Origin of the sequence: Microbacterium commune (genome assembly GCF_014836945.1) — a bacterium.
In the GTDB taxonomy this organism is placed as follows: domain Bacteria; phylum Actinomycetota; class Actinomycetes; order Actinomycetales; family Microbacteriaceae; genus Microbacterium; species Microbacterium commune.
The window spans coordinates 331,025-347,050 of record NZ_JACSPX010000001.1 but is presented as its reverse complement, the minus strand read 5'-3'; the positions used below and the strand labels follow the sequence as shown (position 1 = coordinate 347,050).

The 16,026-nt window shown below is 65.9% G+C and carries 13 protein-coding genes; 11 read left to right on the top strand and 2 right to left on the bottom strand.

Going from position 1 to position 16,026, the window contains the following annotated elements; genetic code table 11:
- Positions 1–41: 41 nt before the first annotated feature.
- The 4 genes from purE to H9633_RS01660 all read left to right on the top strand — a co-directional run bounded on the left by purE (position 42) and on the right by H9633_RS01660 (position 5,015).
- Positions 42–509: a 5-(carboxyamino)imidazole ribonucleotide mutase gene (purE, locus tag H9633_RS01675; RefSeq protein ID WP_071644002.1), complete on the top strand. Its 468-nt coding sequence runs from the start codon at positions 42–44 to the stop codon at positions 507–509.
- On the top strand, positions 506–1,978 hold the full coding sequence (locus H9633_RS01670; protein WP_404802954.1) for an LCP family protein: 1,473 nt from the start codon (positions 506–508) through the stop codon (positions 1,976–1,978). The genes purE and H9633_RS01670 overlap by 4 nt, the downstream gene beginning before the upstream one ends.
- Before the next feature lie 173 nt (positions 1,979–2,151).
- Positions 2,152–3,804, top strand: a complete 1,653-nt coding sequence (locus H9633_RS01665; protein WP_191711866.1) for a RecQ family ATP-dependent DNA helicase — start codon at positions 2,152–2,154, stop codon at positions 3,802–3,804.
- Between the two features lie 143 nt (positions 3,805–3,947).
- The gene (locus H9633_RS01660) at positions 3,948–5,015 is read left to right on the top strand and encodes a glycosyltransferase (protein ID WP_191711865.1); all 1,068 of its coding nucleotides are present in this window, start codon (positions 3,948–3,950) and stop codon (positions 5,013–5,015) included.
- 349 nt (positions 5,016–5,364) lie between these two features.
- Here the strand turns inward: H9633_RS01660 and H9633_RS01655 are convergent, their stop codons facing one another.
- Together H9633_RS01655 and H9633_RS12905 are read right to left on the bottom strand one after the other, a co-directional pair.
- Positions 5,365–6,105: an ABC transporter ATP-binding protein gene (locus H9633_RS01655; RefSeq protein WP_225211027.1), complete on the bottom strand. Its 741-nt coding sequence runs from the start codon at positions 6,103–6,105 to the stop codon at positions 5,365–5,367.
- A complete protein-coding gene (locus H9633_RS12905; protein ID WP_318247167.1) occupies positions 6,089–6,958 on the bottom strand; it encodes an ABC transporter permease in 870 nt (289 codons plus the stop codon). The genes H9633_RS01655 and H9633_RS12905 overlap by 17 nt, the downstream gene beginning before the upstream one ends.
- Positions 6,959–7,156: 198 nt before the next feature.
- Between H9633_RS12905 and H9633_RS01650 the strand changes: the two genes are divergently transcribed.
- The 7 genes from H9633_RS01650 to H9633_RS01620 are packed head-to-tail and all read left to right on the top strand — an operon-like array spanning position 7,157 to position 16,012.
- Entirely contained in the window at positions 7,157–8,833 is a 1,677-nt protein-coding gene (locus tag H9633_RS01650; RefSeq protein WP_191711863.1) for a glycosyltransferase, read from the top strand.
- Entirely contained in the window at positions 8,827–9,726 is a 900-nt protein-coding gene (locus H9633_RS01645; protein WP_191711862.1) for a glycosyltransferase family 2 protein, read from the top strand. Before H9633_RS01650 ends, H9633_RS01645 begins: the two co-directional genes overlap by 7 nt.
- Positions 9,727–9,737: 11 nt before the next feature.
- Positions 9,738–11,708, top strand: a complete 1,971-nt coding sequence (locus H9633_RS01640) for a DUF6541 family protein (RefSeq protein ID WP_191711861.1) — start codon at positions 9,738–9,740, stop codon at positions 11,706–11,708.
- The gene (locus H9633_RS01635; protein ID WP_191711860.1) at positions 11,705–12,595 is read left to right on the top strand and encodes a glycosyltransferase family 2 protein; all 891 of its coding nucleotides are present in this window, start codon (positions 11,705–11,707) and stop codon (positions 12,593–12,595) included. Before H9633_RS01640 ends, H9633_RS01635 begins: the two co-directional genes overlap by 4 nt.
- A 54-nt stretch (positions 12,596–12,649) precedes the next feature.
- Positions 12,650–13,786: an NAD-dependent epimerase/dehydratase family protein gene (locus H9633_RS01630; RefSeq protein ID WP_191711859.1), complete on the top strand. Its 1,137-nt coding sequence runs from the start codon at positions 12,650–12,652 to the stop codon at positions 13,784–13,786.
- Entirely contained in the window at positions 13,783–14,868 is a 1,086-nt protein-coding gene (locus tag H9633_RS01625; RefSeq protein WP_191711858.1) for an acyltransferase family protein, read from the top strand. The genes H9633_RS01630 and H9633_RS01625 overlap by 4 nt, the downstream gene beginning before the upstream one ends.
- A 40-nt stretch (positions 14,869–14,908) precedes the next feature.
- Complete coding sequence (locus tag H9633_RS01620) at positions 14,909–16,012, top strand: glycosyltransferase family 4 protein (protein ID WP_318247166.1); 1,104 nt, start codon at positions 14,909–14,911, stop codon at positions 16,010–16,012.
- Positions 16,013–16,026 lie beyond the last annotated feature (14 nt).

Here is a 16,026-nt window from a genome sequence, read left to right as displayed (position 1 = left end):
AGCCACTGCACTCCTCGAGCACGCCCCTCGTCGGCGTCGTCATGGGTTCCGACTCCGACTGGCGCGTGATGAGCGACGCCTCCCAGGCGCTCACCGACTTCGGCATCCCGCACGAGGTCGAGGTCGTCTCGGCGCACCGCACGCCCGACAAGCTGATGAGCTACGGCCGCGAGGCGCGCAGCCGCGGCATCAGGGCGATCATCGCCGGGGCAGGGGGAGCGGCGCACCTTCCCGGCATGCTCGCGTCGGTCACCGCCGTGCCGGTCATCGGCGTGCCCGTGCCGCTCGCCTACCTCGACGGCATGGACTCGCTGCTGTCGATCGTGCAGATGCCCGCCGGCATCCCCGTCGCGACCGTGTCGATCGGCGGTGCGCGCAACGCCGGCATCCTCGCGGCGCGCATCCTCGGCACGTCCGACGCCGCGCTCGCCGACCGCGTCGAGGCCTACGCGCGCGATCTCGAGCAGCAGGTCGAGCAGAAGAACCAGCGGCTGAAGGACTCGCTGTGACGCTGGCCGCCCCGCACGCCCCGGCGCGAGGCGGGCGGCCTCTCATCGAGACCAGGCCCCTGCGATACCCGGATGTGTCGGACGGGGCGGTCATGGGCCGTCGCGGGTGGTGGCTCGTGGTGCTCAACGCCCTCCTCCCCGGCTCGGCGCAGGTGCTCGCCGGCAATCGCCGTCTGGGGCGCTTCGGGCTGGGAGCCACCCTGCTGGGTTGGCTGCTGCTCATCGTCGGCGCGGGAATGGGGCTGTTCGCGCAGGACGCGCTGGTGTGGTTCGTCACCGGGCCGCTGTCCTGGTTCGTGCTGACGTTCGTGCAGGTGCTGCTGATCGGGTACACGATCCTGTGGGTGGTGCTGACCATCGACACCCTGCGGCTGGTGCGTCTGGTGCGGGTGCCGGGCTTCTCGCGGTGGACGATGGCGGTGGCATCCGTGCTGGTGCTCGCGCTCGCCGCGTCGTCGGCGGTCTACGCCTCCACCGCCGTGGCCTCGAGCCGGGGTGCGCTGACGACGATCTTCGGCAGCAGCGGGCCGAGTCTGCCGCCGAGCGAGGGGTACTACAACATCCTGCTGCTCGGCGCCGACAGCGGCGACGGGCGCGACTCGATGCGGTTTGACAGCATCTCGGTGGTCTCGGTGAACGCCGACTCGGGAGCCGTGACGATCACCGGCATCCCCCGTGACATGAGGGAGTTCCCGTTCGCGGAGGACAGCCCGATGCGCGACCCAGAGCTGGTCGGCTACGACTACCGCAACTACTTCGAGGGCCACGACGACCTCCAGTGCGGCTGGGGTGCGGGTGTCAACCAGCTCACCAATGCGGTCGAGGAATGCCGTAAGGACGGCGGGAAGTCGATCTATCCCGACGCCGCCGCGCACGATTCGACGCCGGCGATCGAGGCGACGAAGGATGCCGCAGAGGGGATCCTCGGCATCGAGATCCCGTACTACGTCTTCGTCGACATGGATGCCTTCGCCGCGCTCATCGATGCGCTCGGCGGGGTGGACATCACGGTCGCGGAGCGTCTGCCCAAGGGTGGCGGGCCGGCGTACCCCGGCCAGCCGGCCGCGGATTGGGCGATCGGCTGGATCGAGCCGGGGCCGCAGCACATGGACGGTGACACGGCGCAGTGGTACGCCCGGTCGCGGTACACGACGAGCGATTTCGACCGGATGAAGCGGCAGCGCGAGCTGCAGGTGGCGATCCTGCAGCAGTTCACCCCGCAGACCGTCCTGACCCGTTTCAACGAGATCGCCGCGGCGGGGACAGAGCTCGTGCAGACCGATCTGCCCACGAGCAAGCTGCCCGAGTTCTTCGATCTCGTCAAGAAGGCCAAGGGACAGCCGGTCGCCCAGATCGAGCTCACGCCAGACAACGGCATCGTGGAGGCCGAGCCCGACTACGCGCTCGTCCGCCAGATGGTCGACGCCGCGCTGCACCCGCCGACTCCCACGCCGACGCCCAGCCCCTGAGCCCCTTCTTGGGTCGCTGAGCCTGTCGAACGGCCCTGAGCCGGCTTCCTTCTTGTTCCCTGAGCCTGTCGAAGGGCCCTGAGCCTGCTTCCTTCTGGGTCCCTGAGCCTGTCGAAGGGCCTAGGCCGTGCCGCCTCCCCACGCAACCCCGTGGCGGGATCGACGATGCCGCGATGCGATGGGGTGTGATCACAGACGACATCGACCGCGTCGCCCGCGAGTCCTTCGGCATCGACCAGCTCAAGCCCGCGCAGCGGGATGCGATCGAGGCGGCCATCGACGGACGCGACGTGCTCGGCGTGCTCGCGACCGGGTACGGCAAGTCGGTGATGTACCAGATCGCCGCGACGCTGCGCGAGGGCGTGACGGTCGTCGTGTCGCCGCTGATCGCCCTGCAGGAGGATCAGCTGGTCGGGATCGAGAACGCACCCGACGCGCCTGCGGCCGTGGCGCTGAACTCGGCCGGGGGTGCGCGCCGCACGCGCGAGGCGTGGCGGATGCTGCGCTCGGGCCAGGCCGAGTTCGTGCTGCTCGCACCCGAGCAGCTGGCGAAGGAGGAGGTGATGGCCGCCCTCGCCGAGCTGGAGGTCTCGCTGCTCGTCGTCGACGAGGCGCACTGCATCGCCTCCTGGGGGCACGACTTCCGCCCGGACTACCTGATGCTCGGTGCCGCGGCGGAGCGCCTCGGGCGCCCGCCGATCATGGCGCTGACGGCGACGGCGTCCACGCCCGTGCGGGCGGAGATCTCGCGGCGGCTCGGCCTGCGCGATCCGTTCGAGAGCATCGGCGAGTTGGACCGGCCCGAGATCGCGCTCGCGGTGCGACGGCACACCCACGATGGCGACAAGCGAGCGGCGGTGGAGGATGAGGTGGTCGCGCTGCCCCAGCCCGGCCTGGTGTACACCGCGACACGACGCGACACCGAGCGGTACGCCGAGCGGCTGCAGGAGCGCGGGCTGCGCGCGGCCGCCTACCATGCGGGCATGTCGGGAACGGCGCGGGGCCAGGTGCACGAGGATCTGCTCGGCGACCGGCTCGACGTCGTGGTCGCGACCTCCGCCTTCGGGATGGGCATCGACAAGCCCAACGTGCGCTTCGTGGTGCACGCCGACGCCCCGGAATCGGTCGACGCGTACTACCAGGAGGTCGGACGCGCCGGACGTGACGGCGAAGCCGCTCAGGCCACCCTGCACTTCCGCCCCGAAGACTTGGCCCTGCGGAAGTACTTCGCGGGGCGCAAGCCCGCCGGCGGCGAGATCCGCCGGCTGCTGCGCGCGCTCGACGGCGGCCCCCGCAAGCGTGCGGAACTGGCAGAGGCATCCGGTCTCTCGGCCCGACGCGTGACCGCACTGCTTGCCCTGCTCTCCGACACCGGGCACGTGCGGATCGGCCGCAGCGGCGTCACGCTGCTCGCGCGCGGCGGCATCGGAGTGGCGGTCGCCGATGCGCTCGAGCGGGTCGAGGAGCGCGAGCGCATCGATCAGTCCCGGATCGAGATGATGCGCTCGTACGCCGAGACGCGCCGCTGCCGCAGGCAGGTTCTGCTCGGGTACTTCGGCGACGAGCTGGAGGGGCCGTGCGGCAACTGCGACACCTGCGCGGCGGGGGTGGCGGACGGTGGCGGGGACGAGATCGAGGGTGGGGCGGATGCCGGTTTCGAGGTCGACGACGCCGTTCGGCACCGGGAATGGGGCCCCGGCACCGTGATGTCGGTGGAGGATGATCGGATGACGGTGTTCTTCGACGCCGAGGGATACCGGGTGCTGTCGCTGGAGCTGATCGAAGAGAAGGATCTGCTCGAGCGCGTGGGCTCGGCTGAGGGCTGAGGGCTGAGGGCTGAGGTGCACGTCGGTTCTGCCGACCGGTCGCCTTCTAGGCTGCTTGTGCCGGAGCTGGGAGAACGCACAGCGCGCGGGTGCACGTCGGGGAGGCTTCCGACCGCGGCGGGCGTCGCGGCTACGCTGAAATCATGACTGTGCAGCTGCGTGTCGTCATCGACCAGGTCGGTGTCGACGCCGATCTGGCGCGCGCTGCGCTCGGTCTGACCGAGGGACTGGTCAACACGGCGCCTCGCGGCTGCGTCGTTTCGGGGATCGTGCCGAGCGGCACCGAGGTGCCTGTGGCTGGGCTGCACGACGTGCGCACCCTGCCGCTCGCGCGGCGTGAGCTGGCCGCCGCCTGGCAGATGGGCATCGCTGCCGGGGTCGGGGGCGGGCTGATCCACTCGCCCACCCTGCTCGCACCCCTGGTGCGTCACGATCGGGTGCACGATAACGCTCAGACGACTGTCACGCTCTGGGATCTGTGCGCGTGGGAGAACCCGGATGCTCTGCCGAAGACGAGCGCCGCATGGCAGCGCGCCATGCTGAAGAGAGCGGTCAGACACGCGGATGCCGTGGTCGTGCCGTCGCACGCGATGGCAGAGCGGCTGGCCGAGATCACTTCTCTCGGCGATCGGATCCGGGTGATCGCCGGTGCCGCGCCGAACGGATTCGGCGCGCCAGTGGATGCAGCGCGGTTGCGCGCGGATCTGCTGTTGCCGCAGCGCTATGTGGTGGTCACGGGCATGGGCGAGTCGTTTGCGGACGGGTTCCGCGCAGCCTCGCACGCGGACATGGATGCAGTCGTGCTGGATGAGCGGGACGGTACCGGTGCTGCGCTGATCCAACTCGCCTCGTCGGCGGGGCTGCCTGAAGCGCGGATGCATCTGCTTGACCGACTCGATGACTCCTCGCGGGCCGCAGTGCTCGCGGCGGCCGGCGCCGTGGTGGCGACCTCGGCCGCCATGGCCTGGCCGTGGAGGCTCATCGAAGCGATGGAGCTGGGCGTGCCGGTCGTCGCTGCGGACTCGGGAGTGCACAGTGACGTGATCGCTGACGGGGGCGCAGTCGTCGCCTCGGATCAGCTCGACGAGGCGCTCGTCGATGCCCTTGGTGTCGGGCGCCAGAGACTGCAGGTGCTCGGCGCCGATCGAGCGCGCGCCTTCTCATGGGCGAGCTCAGCCGAACGCGTGTGGGCTCTGCACGCGGAACTCTGAGAGTCGGTCTCAAGCTGATCCTCATCAGGCTCGGCTGGCGACGATCCGATCCGCAGCGATCTCTGCGCGAATGACCTCGGGGATGCGCCCTGCAGCCCCGGCTCTCCGAAGAGACGTTCGCGGCCTGACGTTCGGCGAGCGGATCGCCGCCGTAAGCTTCGATACCTTGAGCTCTTCAACTCGGACAGCCACGCTTCATTCAGCCGACGAGATGGGCCCGCCTCGCGCTCAATGGGGTGATGGAAAATGCTGACGACCACCGACGGCGCGTTGAACAGCAGTCAACGGATTGAGATTCGGGAGGTCTCGCATTATGGCTTCTGGGGGCGCGGAACGCGGTAGTTGAGGCTCATGCCCGCATGACCTCCACCGCCTCCTTGCTGGGGCCGTCGAAGCGCACCTTGCCGTCGCGGAGCAGTATCCCACGTTCGCACAGCCTCGACACCATGTCGAGGTCATGGCTGACGACGACGAGAGTCTTGCCTTTGGCGTGCAACTCTCGGATCCGAGCCAAGCACTTCTTCTGGAACGGCTCATCACCCACCGAGAGGATCTCGTCGATCAGGAGGATGTCGACCTCGGTGTGAATCGCGACCGAGAAGGCAAGTCGAAGGAACATACCAGAGGAGTAGTGCTTCACCTCTGTGTCGATGAACTTCTCGATCTCGCTGAACGCGACGATCTCATCGAACCGAGCCTCGGTCTCCTTCTTGCCCATCCCGAGAATGGCGGCATTCAGGAAGATGTTCTCCCGCCCTGACAGATCGGGGTGGAAGCCCGCTCCGACCTCGATCAAGCCGGCGATCCGACCGCGTGTCAGCACGCGCCCGGTGTCGGGAGAGAGAACTCCGGAGATGAGTTTCAACATGGTCGATTTGCCCGACCCGTTGAAGCCCAGCAGCGCGACAGACTCTCCCTCACCGATCTCGAACGACACTCCGTCGAGCGCGCGGAACTCGGTGCTGAGCGGTCGTCTTCGCACGGCCGCCAGAGCGGTCTCCTTGATCGAGTGCGTGTGGCGAAGCCGGAACTGCTTCCGCACGTCATCCACGACGATGCGCGGGGCGGATTGTTCAGAGGTCCTGGGCAAAGCGACCCTCCAGTCGACGGAAGACGAGCTGCCCGATGACGAGGAGCACGATAGAGATGAGAAGAGCGAATCCGCTGTAGAGCCACATGTCGGGGGGAAGCGTTGCATTCGACGGACCGAGCGGATACCAGATTCCGTAGTGGAACAGCTCCACCGCTGCGGTCACGGGGTTGAGTCGGTACAGCGTGAGCATCCAGTCGGGCGCGACGTTCGCGACGGCCGTCCACTCGTACATCACAGGTGACGCCCACACCGCGATCATGAGGATGATCTCCACGAAGCTCTGGGCATCGCGGAATGTCACGTTGATCGAGCCGAACAGCAGACCAAGCCCACTCGCGAGCACGGCGACGATCAGGAGCGCGAGCACGATCGCTGCGACCGCGAGAGCGCTTGGAGTCCACCCGAAGAAGAGCGCGATCACCATGACGACCAGGATCTGGGGCAGGGTGTTGACTGCCGCGATCAGCATGCTGGCGATGGGGAACATCTCGCGAGGTAGGTAGATCTTCTTGATCAGTGCCGCGTTGTCGACGAGTGACCGCGTGCCGTTCGAGAACGCCTCATTGAAGAAGGTCACCACGGTGATGCCGGCGAGCAGGTAGATCGGGAAGAACTCGACTCGTCCGTTCATCCCGAGGAAGACGCCGATGGCGAAGTAGAACACGATGAACTGAACGAGCGGCTTCACATACGACCACAGCCAGCCGAACACAGACCCGCGGTACCGGATCTGCACTTCTTTACGGACTATCAGGGAAAGCAGATAGCGGTGGCGAAAGACCTCGCCCAGACCACGGCGTGAGCCGGGCGGGGCCAGCCTGCTTTCATCATTCGTGCGGGTGTCGAGCACCGCTGGAGACCTCCGTCTGCTCGCACGGGCTGCGAGCACCGTTGACCATCTTAGAAGCCCACGCAGCGGGCTAACTGAGGAGGTTCAGGGTCATCAAGAGAGTCACGGCTAGACTCGGTGAGTCGTGCGCGGCAGCTACTCCCATCGCGCCTCATCCAATCTGTACGCACGGCCCCAGATCCAGAAAGCCATCAAGAGATGAAACTCAACCAGGTGCAGGGCCTCCCCACGGTGTTCGAACTTGACCAGAGCGAGTTGGAGCAGCTTTCGGAGCGGGAACGCCGACTTCTGGTCGGGGCGCTGAATTTCCACGCGCTCATGGCACCGGAGCGCGAGCTCGACGTCCATCTCTACGAGGGCGATGAACAGACGCACCCGCGAACTACCGACGACACCACGTTCTCGGGCCTGTCCAGAGAGAACCGAAAGCGTTTGCGCACTCTTCGCATGACGAGCCTGGTCCCGCACGAAGACCGAGAAGCTCTGAGCATCGAGCGTGAAGCTGAAGAGCTCATCGCTCACCGCGCTCGGCACCTGCACATCTCAAGTGACATCGTGCTCGATCACGATCCGGTTCGTGGTGTACGCACTGACCTCGTGGGCCGGGTTGCACGGCGAGTCAAGGCGGCTGCGCCGCTGCTGTACGACGAAGCACGCGACCTCGCCCTGCTGCGTCACTCGCGTGCCCTCACTCGCATGGTCCCTCGGCAGGACTACCTGGGGCACCTTCGCGAAGAAGTCGGATTGGACCGGCCGGTGCAGGCTCCCCTCGCTCCAGACGGCGCCGTGCGTGCCGTGATCGTCGGCATGCACTGGTTCGAACTCGGGGGCGCGGAACGATGGGCGTTCGAGACGGTGCGCATCGTCCAGGAAGCCGGCTTCCTGCCGATCGTCCTGACGAACAGAGCATCTCATCAACCCTGGATCACGCGGTCGGAGCTCGACGGCGCGATGGTCATCCCTTTCTCGGAGCCGACTGCGCGCTCTCAAACGCTCGGTGTCGAGCCGCTGCTGCGAGCGCTCCTGCGCACCTTCGATGTGCGCGGCGTCGTTGTGCACCACAACCAATGGCTCTATGACCGCCTCGCGTGGATCGCCGATTCGCGGCCAGGCATTCCGATCGTGGACTCCACGCACATCGTGGAGTATCGGGGTGGGGGGTATCCGCTGAGCAGCGCGCTTGTCTCCGACAGCATCGGCAAGCACCACGTGATCTCGCCGAGCCTTGCGCGGTGGATGACCGACGTGCAGCGGATCCCCTCCGAGAAGGTCGTGATGGCTCCGCTCGGCGGCCTGACGGTCAGTCTCAAGGATGCTCGCTTCCGACCTCGGCAGCCCGACGAGCGATTCACTGTAACGTTCGTCGGCCGTATGGCCAGGCAGAAGGCGCCCGAGGTGTTCGTGGACATGGCACGTCGACTGCATTCGCGAGGAATTCAGATGCGGTTCGTCATGCACGGCGACGGCGAGCTCGCGAGCTGGGTCGACGATGTCGCCAGATCGATGGGTATGACAGATCACATCGAGCGGCGGTCGTCGACTCACCCGGTTCCCGAGACCTTGGACGAGTCGCACCTGCTGGTCGTCTCGTCGCACAACGAAGGACTCACACTCACCACACTTGAGGCGATCGCACACGGCGTGCCGGTGATCTCGACGGACGTGGGCGCGCAAGCCGACATAATCCCCGAATCGGCGCTCGCCCCGCGCGATGTGCACAGGGCATCCCGTGCGCTGGCGGCGAAGGTCGCCGAGCTGGTCGCTGACGAGCAGGCGCGGGAAGCTCTCTGGCGGGCGGAACGAAAGGCTGAGAAGAGATTGCTGGGAAGCAAGAATGCGACGGAGTGGTTCGTGGAAGAGGTAAGCGGATGGTGACGGTCGCCGGAGTCGTCGTGACGTTCAACCGACTCGAGAAGCTGAAGACCGTGATTGCCTCCATCGAGGCGCAAACGCATTCCGTTGAGACGTTGTTCGTCATCGACAATGCGTCCACTGACGGCACGCACGAATACCTCGCCGACCTGAAGACCTCGGTTCCTCTCCATGTCGTCACGATGACGACGAACTCGGGCGGTGCTGGAGGGTTCGCGGAGGGCATGCGGCGGGGTTACGCTTCCGGCGCCGATCACGTCTGGATCATGGACGACGACTGCTATCCGCAGCCCGATGCCCTTGCCGCTCTCGTATCCGGCTTCGAGAGTGCGGTCGATGAACTCGGCGGGGATGTGCCCTTCGCGTGTTCGGTCGTGAAATTTACGGACGGCAATATCTGCGAGATGAACAACCCCGTGCCGACGTGGGACTGGGGTCGGCTGCTCGTCAAGGGGCAGAAGAGCGTCATGGTCACCGCCTGCTCCTTCGTGTCGGTGCTCATCCCTCGGTGGGCGATCGCCGAATACGGGCTGCCGTACTCGGAGTATTTCATCTGGTTCGATGACCGGGAGTACACGCTCCGACTCAGCAAGCGCTGCCCGGGCGTTCAGGTGCTCGATAGTGTGGTCATCCACGACATGGGCGACAACCGCGGCGTGAACTTTGCCATGGTCGACGGCAAGAGCCTATGGAAGTTCGCCTACGGCGTGCGCAACGAGGCGTCGTGGCAGCTGCATCACCGCGGATTGCTGTACTTCCTCGAGTTCGGGGCTCGCCTCTTCGTCAGCCTGCACCGAGGACGCGTCCCGCTGAGGCTGCGCGCAATCCTTCTGGGCAAGTGGTTGAACGGCATTACGTTCAACCCTGCTGTTACGCACGTCAAGACCAAGGCCTGAGGGGCCGGGTGGTGGCGAACCTCGACGCCTGGGTGGCGTTCATCCCGACACTCCTGGTCACCGTCGCGGTACTGGCCGTGCCCGGCCTAGCGCTCGGCTTCGCCCTGCGTCTTCGCGGGTGGTGGCTGGCGGCGGGCGCGGCACCGCTCTCCGTATCGCTGATAGCGGTCGCGTCGATTCTGGCGGACTGGGTTTCCGTGCAGTGGAGCGTCGCCCCTGTAGCGGCGCTCACAGCGGTGGCGGTCGTCGCCGCATGGGCGTGGCAGCGTTGGGTGGGCGTAAGGATGCCTGCTGCAACGCGCAGGCCGATGAACGGCAAACGCGTTGTTGCTGACGTCATCGCAATCGCGCTTCCGCTGTTGATCATCGGATTGATCGTGGCGAAGGGCATCGGCGAACCCACGCTGATCGCACAGCGCTACGACAACTTCTTCCACTTGAATGCCATCCAGTACGTTCTGGACACCGGCAGCGCGTCACCCTTCTGGGTGGGGTCCATGACGGCCCCGGGCAATCTGCTGTTCTATCCGTCCGGCTGGCACGCCGTGGGTTCGCTGATCGCGCAGGTCGCCCAGTCCGGTGTCCCTGCGGCGAGCAATGCTCTGGTGCTGGTCGTCGCTGCCGCCATCTGGCCGTTGAGCATCGTCGCCCTCGCGCGCACGCTCTTCGGCTCGAGCCGACTCATTACCGTGGCTGCCGGCGTGCTGGCTGCTGCAACTCCAGCGTTCCCATACCTGCCGCTCCACTACGGGACGCTCTATCCGCTTTTTCTAGGTCTGGCACTGGCCCCGGTGGGCATCGCAACCGTCGTCGAAGCCATGCGTCCACACGGGGGCACCCGCCGACAAGATCGCGTACTCCTCGTGATCCTGCTGGCTCCGGGCATCGCAGTGGCGCATCCGGGCGCGCTCCTCGCCGTCATGGCTCTCAGCGTGCCTGCGCTCGTCGCGCTCATCTGGTGGCTGTGGCGGCGATTCCGGACGCCGCGGCACCGCTCCACGATCGCGGCCGGAAGTGTGCTTCTCGCCGGCGCCGGCGTGCTGGTGCTTCACTTCGTGCGTCCACCAGGCTCCGAGATCTACTGGCCGGCGACGGGAAGCCTCGCCACGGCAATCGGCGAGGTGCTGACTGCAGCGGTCTTCGGCTACCCGGTAGCGCTGGCGTTCGCAGTGCTGATCGTGCTCGGCATCGTTCGCGCCGCCCGCCGCCCCACGTACATGGGCTCCATCGCTGTTGGCATGGCCGTGGTCGGATCCATCCTTTACGTGGTCGTCGCCGGATCAGCCAATCAGACGCTGCGCACCTGGTTGACCGGGCCCTGGTACAACAATCCGCCGCGTCTTGCGAGCATCTGGGCACTGGCAGCGGTGCCGCTCGCCGCCCTAGGAGCGATGGCACTCGCACGATGGATTAAGCGCCGCATCCATCGTGCAGCCGGGCGCAGCCTCGAAGTCGGTCACGGTATCCCCGCCCTCCTCGTGTTCGCGCTCGTCCTCATCGCCGCCACTCAGACGAACGCGGCGATCAAGCAAGCCGCTGCGGACATCCATTACGTCTACGGGGACGGCAGAGATGCAGGCGGTCCGATCCTCTCACCAGGGGAGTACCACCTCCTCGAAGAGCTCGACGAGTACGTTCCGGCGGATGCCGTCATCGCCGGTGATCCGTGGACGGGTACGTCGTTCGCGTATGGCATGGCCGGACGCAAGGTCCTCATGCCCCACCTCCTGATGGACGAGTCTCGTTGGGCGGACATCATCAACTCGGATTTCGCCGCTGACGGGGACAGCCCGGAGATGTGCAAGGCATTGAAGCAGACCGGGGTCGAGTACATCCTCGACTTCGACGGCGGCCCTTTCATGGAAAACGAAGGCGGTTTCGAAGGGGTCGAGAACCTACGGAGATCGTCCTACGTCGCACTGGTGGCCGAGGAACCAGGGGCCCGACTCTACAAAGTGACGTCCTGCGGAGGTAAGAGATGACGCACGAGATCTTCGTTCCTTTCTGGGGCGAGCCGGAGCTGCTGTACAAGACGGTCGAGTCCGTGCTCGCCCAGTCAGATCCCGACTGGCGCATGATCATCATCGACGACTGCTACCCGGATGAGACTGTGGGGCAGTACTTCGCCGAGCTGGCCGATCCGCGGGTCGAGTACACGCGCAACGAGGCGAACCTGGGAATCACTGAGAACTACCGCGAAGCGATCCGGCGTGCGTCGAGTCCGTTCATTACCATCCTCGGCTGCGACGATCTCATGCATCCCGAGTATCTGCGGGTCGTGAAGGCAGCGGCAGCCCGCGCTCCTCAGGCGGACGTCATTCAGCCAGGCGTCGTCGTGATCGACGAGAACGGGGCCGAGGGCCTGCCGCTCGTCGATCGGGTCAAGCAGCAGATGCTCGCCCCGAGACCAGTGGATGGCATCGCGGTTCTCACCGGTCAGGAGATGGCGACGAGCCTGATTCGCGGGGACTGGCTTTACTGGCCCTCGCTCACTTTCCGGACGCAAACGCTCAAGGAGATCGACTTCCGCGACGGGCTGCCCATCATCCAGGATCTCGCGCTCCTCATGGACATCGCGTTCGCAGGGGGGACGCTCGTCTTCGTTCCGGAGGTGGTGTTCTCGTATCGGCGACATGGGTCGAGCGCATCGCAGAAGACTCTCCTCGACGGACGACGATTCCGTGATGAGCGTGCGTACTATCGACAAGCGGTTGGTCTCGCGCGTGGCAAGGGGTGGGGTAAGACCGCACGAACCGCGCAGGTACGTCTGATGTCACGGCTTCACGCCATCACCGAGCTTCCGGGGGTCATCAGGTACGGCAACCGCACTGGACTACAATCGACTCTGGCGCACATCTTCGCAATCTGAGCGGTGCGCGCGGCGCGAACGTCGTGCCGAAGAAGGATCTCTGGAGGCGTTCGCATGGTCGAACACGTGCTGATCACCGGCGGAGCCGGATTCATCGGGTCGCGTCTAGCTGCCCGCTTCGTCGAAGCGGGGCACACGGTGACGGTCCTGGACTCGCTCATCTCCCAGGTGCATGGAGATGATCCGTCGACGACTTCTCCGCTGCTCCGATCGCTCGACGGCGTTGCTGAGGTGATCGAGGGCACGGTGACCTCAAAGGACGACCTGCGCCGCGCGATCAACGGAGCGACGATCGTTGTGCATCTCGCCGCTGAGACCGGCACGGGCCAGTCGATGTACGAGATCGACCGATATGTCGACGCCAACGTCGGGGGCACCGCCAAGCTACTCGACATCCTCGCCAACGAGGAAAACTCCGTCCGTCGCGTGGTGATCGCGTCGTCCCGTTCGATCTACGGAGAGGGCGCCTATCGCACCGAGGACGGTCGCACGGTCTACCCGTCGCACCGCGCGGATGCCGATATGGCGGCGGGCGACTTCGACGTCCACGTCGACGGTGAGGGGCCCCTGACACTCATCCCGACCGACGAGCAGTCGAAGCTGCACCCGTCGAGTGTGTACGGGATCACCAAGCAGATGCAGGAGTCGCTGGTGATGACCGTGATGCCGACGCTGGGGAAGGAGGCGGTCTCGGTGCGCTACCAGAACGTATACGGACCCGGGCAGTCGCTGAAGAACCCGTACACCGGTATCCTCTCGATCTTCTCGACCCTCATCCGCCAGGGCAAGGCGATCAACGTGTTCGAAGACGGACTCGAGAGCAGGGATTTCGTCTACATCGACGACATCGTGGAGGCAACGTTCCTCGCCTCCACCGTTCCCGCGGCGGCAGGGGAGATCTTCAACGTCGGGGCGGGCACTGCGACCACCGTCTTGGATGTCGTCGCCGCGCTCCAGAAGGCGTACGGCGTCGAGGTCCCGGTCACGGTTTCCGGGCAGTACCGCCTCGGAGACATCCGCCACAACATCGCCGACACGACGAAGCTGCGGGAGCTTCTCGGCTTCACGCCGCACGTCACATTCGACGAGGGCGTCAAGAAGTTCGCGGATTGGGTGCTCACCGAGCCCATCGAGGGCGACTCTTACGACAAGTCCCTGAGAGAGATGGCGGAGCGGAAGCTGCTCAAGTGAGCCCTCGCGCGGTGCTGCGTGGAACGCCGTTCCCTTACCGTTCGAACAGTCTGAATCTCTTCCGGCTGATTCTCGCGGCGACAGTGCTCGTCGCCCACTCGTTCTACACCACGGGCAACGGCGTGGGACCGCACATCCGCGGCGAGAACCTCGGAGGCTGGGCTGTCGCGGGCTTCTTCGTCCTCAGCGGATTCCTCATCACGCGCTCGCGGTTGCGCACGTCCGCCGGCGACTATCTCCTGCATCGCATCGTCAGGATCTTCCCGGCGTTCGTCGTCTGCCTGATCGTCACGGCGCTCGTCTTCGGCCCCGTCGCGGCGCTCGTGCAGTACGGATCGCTCGAGGGCTACCTGCAGACGCCGGTGACGCCGCTGCAGTTCGTGTGGAGCAACATCACCCTCTACATGAATGAGTACACGATCGGCTCGACACTGAGCGATGTTCCATACCCCGGTGTGTGGAACGGATCACTCTGGACGCTCTTCTACGAGTTCCTCTGCTACGTCATGGTCTGGCTTCTGGGTGCGCTGGTATGGTTCAGGCGGAGCCCCATCCTGGCCGTCCTCGCGTTCGGGCTCGTCACTGCCGCACACGCTTTGAACCCCCTGGTCGCAGCGGCGGGACTCGATGGGAGCTTCCTTCTGTTCCTGAAGCTCGCGCCGTTCTTCCTCGGGGGAGCCCTGGTCTACTTCGTCATCGAGCGCGCGGGCATCAACGCGTTGATCGGGGTGATCTGCCTGCTCATCGCCGGAGGCCTCATCCTCCTCATTCCGGGCTGGGGTGGCCAGATGTCCTCTCCGTTCCTCGCGTACGGTCTTCTCTGGCTCTCCAGTGTCGTCCCCCAGCCGAGGTGGGTCGCGGCCAACGACGTCAGCTACGGGTTCTACATCTATGCGTGGCCCATCCAGCAGCTACTCGCACTCGCGGGGGCCGGTTTCGACGGAGGCGTTCTCGCTTTCGTCGTCTACAACGTGCTCGCCGTCGTCCTAACCTTTGCATGCGCGTGGATCAGCTGGATGACTGTCGAACGGCCCGCGATGACCAGGATCCGGCGTCGGCAGACCGCCGTCCGCGTGGCCTGAGTGCCTCAGCCCTGCAGGGGTGGTGTACTACGCTGGTTCGGTGCCTCGTGTCTTCGTCGATCTTCTGTCCTACACCGGAACCAAGGGCGGAATGGAGACCTACACGCGCGAGCTGTATCGCGCTCTCGGGCAGCTTCCCGGTGAGTGGGATTACATCGGCTACGTATCGAGAGAAGGCGCAAAGCGCGATCTGGCCTGGTTCCCCGGCGAGATCGTCAGATCCGGCATCAGCGGCGAGAACCGATTCGTCTGGGCGTGGGGCGAGCTGACCCGCGTCGCGCGCGCCGCGCGACGCGCTGGCGCCGACCTCGTGCACGCGCCAGCGACGCTCGGCCCGCGCCGCACGCAGATGCCGACGGTCGTCACGATGCACGACATGCTCTATTGGAGCCATCCCGAGCTGATGAGCACACCTCTCTACACGGCTCCGGTGAAGTGGATGGAGAGGCAGGCCGCTGGGAACGCTGCGCGGATCATCACCATCAGTCCGACATCGCAGCGGGAGATCAGCAAGTACCTGCGAGTGCCGGCGGAGCGCATCGATGTCATTCCACTGGCGGGAGCAGCACCTTCCGGCGTCGACCGCAATCTCGCGGGGTCTGAAGGTCCGCTGATCCTCGCCATGGGGAATCGGCGGCCCCATAAGAACTGGGCGGCGATCATTCGCGCTGTGGCGCTGCTGCGTCCGGAGGATCGCCCCCACATCGTCATCACGGGTGGACGAGGTGAGGATCCGCTCGCGCCGCTCGTTGAATCGCTCGGTGTGGCTGATTCCGTCGACCTCCGAGGGTGGGTCGATGATGACGAGGTCACCCGACTGTACTCGATAGCGACCGCACTGGCTATCCCGTCCTTCGCCGAGGGTTTCTCACTGCCCACGCTCGAATCGATGGGTGCGGGGCTTCCGGCGCTGCTCAGCGATATCGAGGTGCACCGCTACGTCGGGGGAGAAGCGGCGCGGTACTTCGATCCCGAGGATGATCGCTCGCTGGCATCGCTGCTTCTCGCAGTCGCCACCAACCCCGATCTGGTCGCCGACATGACGGCGGCCGGACATGTCAGGGCGGCTGAGTTCACATGGGCGCGAACAGCGCTGGAAACGCGCGAGGTATTCGAACGCGCGCTCGTGTCCGACCCGCGCTGATCCGGCTCCCGCAG

Coding starts and splice junctions, on each gene's coding strand:
- purE (WP_071644002.1), top strand. CDS start 42: ATGGGTTCCGACTCCGACTGGCGCGTGATGAGCGACGCCTCCCAGGCG.
- H9633_RS01635 (WP_191711860.1), top strand. CDS start 11,705: ATGACGCACGAGATCTTCGTTCCTTTCTGGGGCGAGCCGGAGCTGCTG.
- H9633_RS01660 (WP_191711865.1), top strand. CDS start 3,948: ATGACTGTGCAGCTGCGTGTCGTCATCGACCAGGTCGGTGTCGACGCC.
- H9633_RS01665 (WP_191711866.1), top strand. CDS start 2,152: ATGCGATGGGGTGTGATCACAGACGACATCGACCGCGTCGCCCGCGAG.
- H9633_RS01650 (WP_191711863.1), top strand. CDS start 7,157: ATGAAACTCAACCAGGTGCAGGGCCTCCCCACGGTGTTCGAACTTGAC.
- H9633_RS01645 (WP_191711862.1), top strand. CDS start 8,827: ATGGTGACGGTCGCCGGAGTCGTCGTGACGTTCAACCGACTCGAGAAG.
- H9633_RS01630 (WP_191711859.1), top strand. CDS start 12,650: ATGGTCGAACACGTGCTGATCACCGGCGGAGCCGGATTCATCGGGTCG.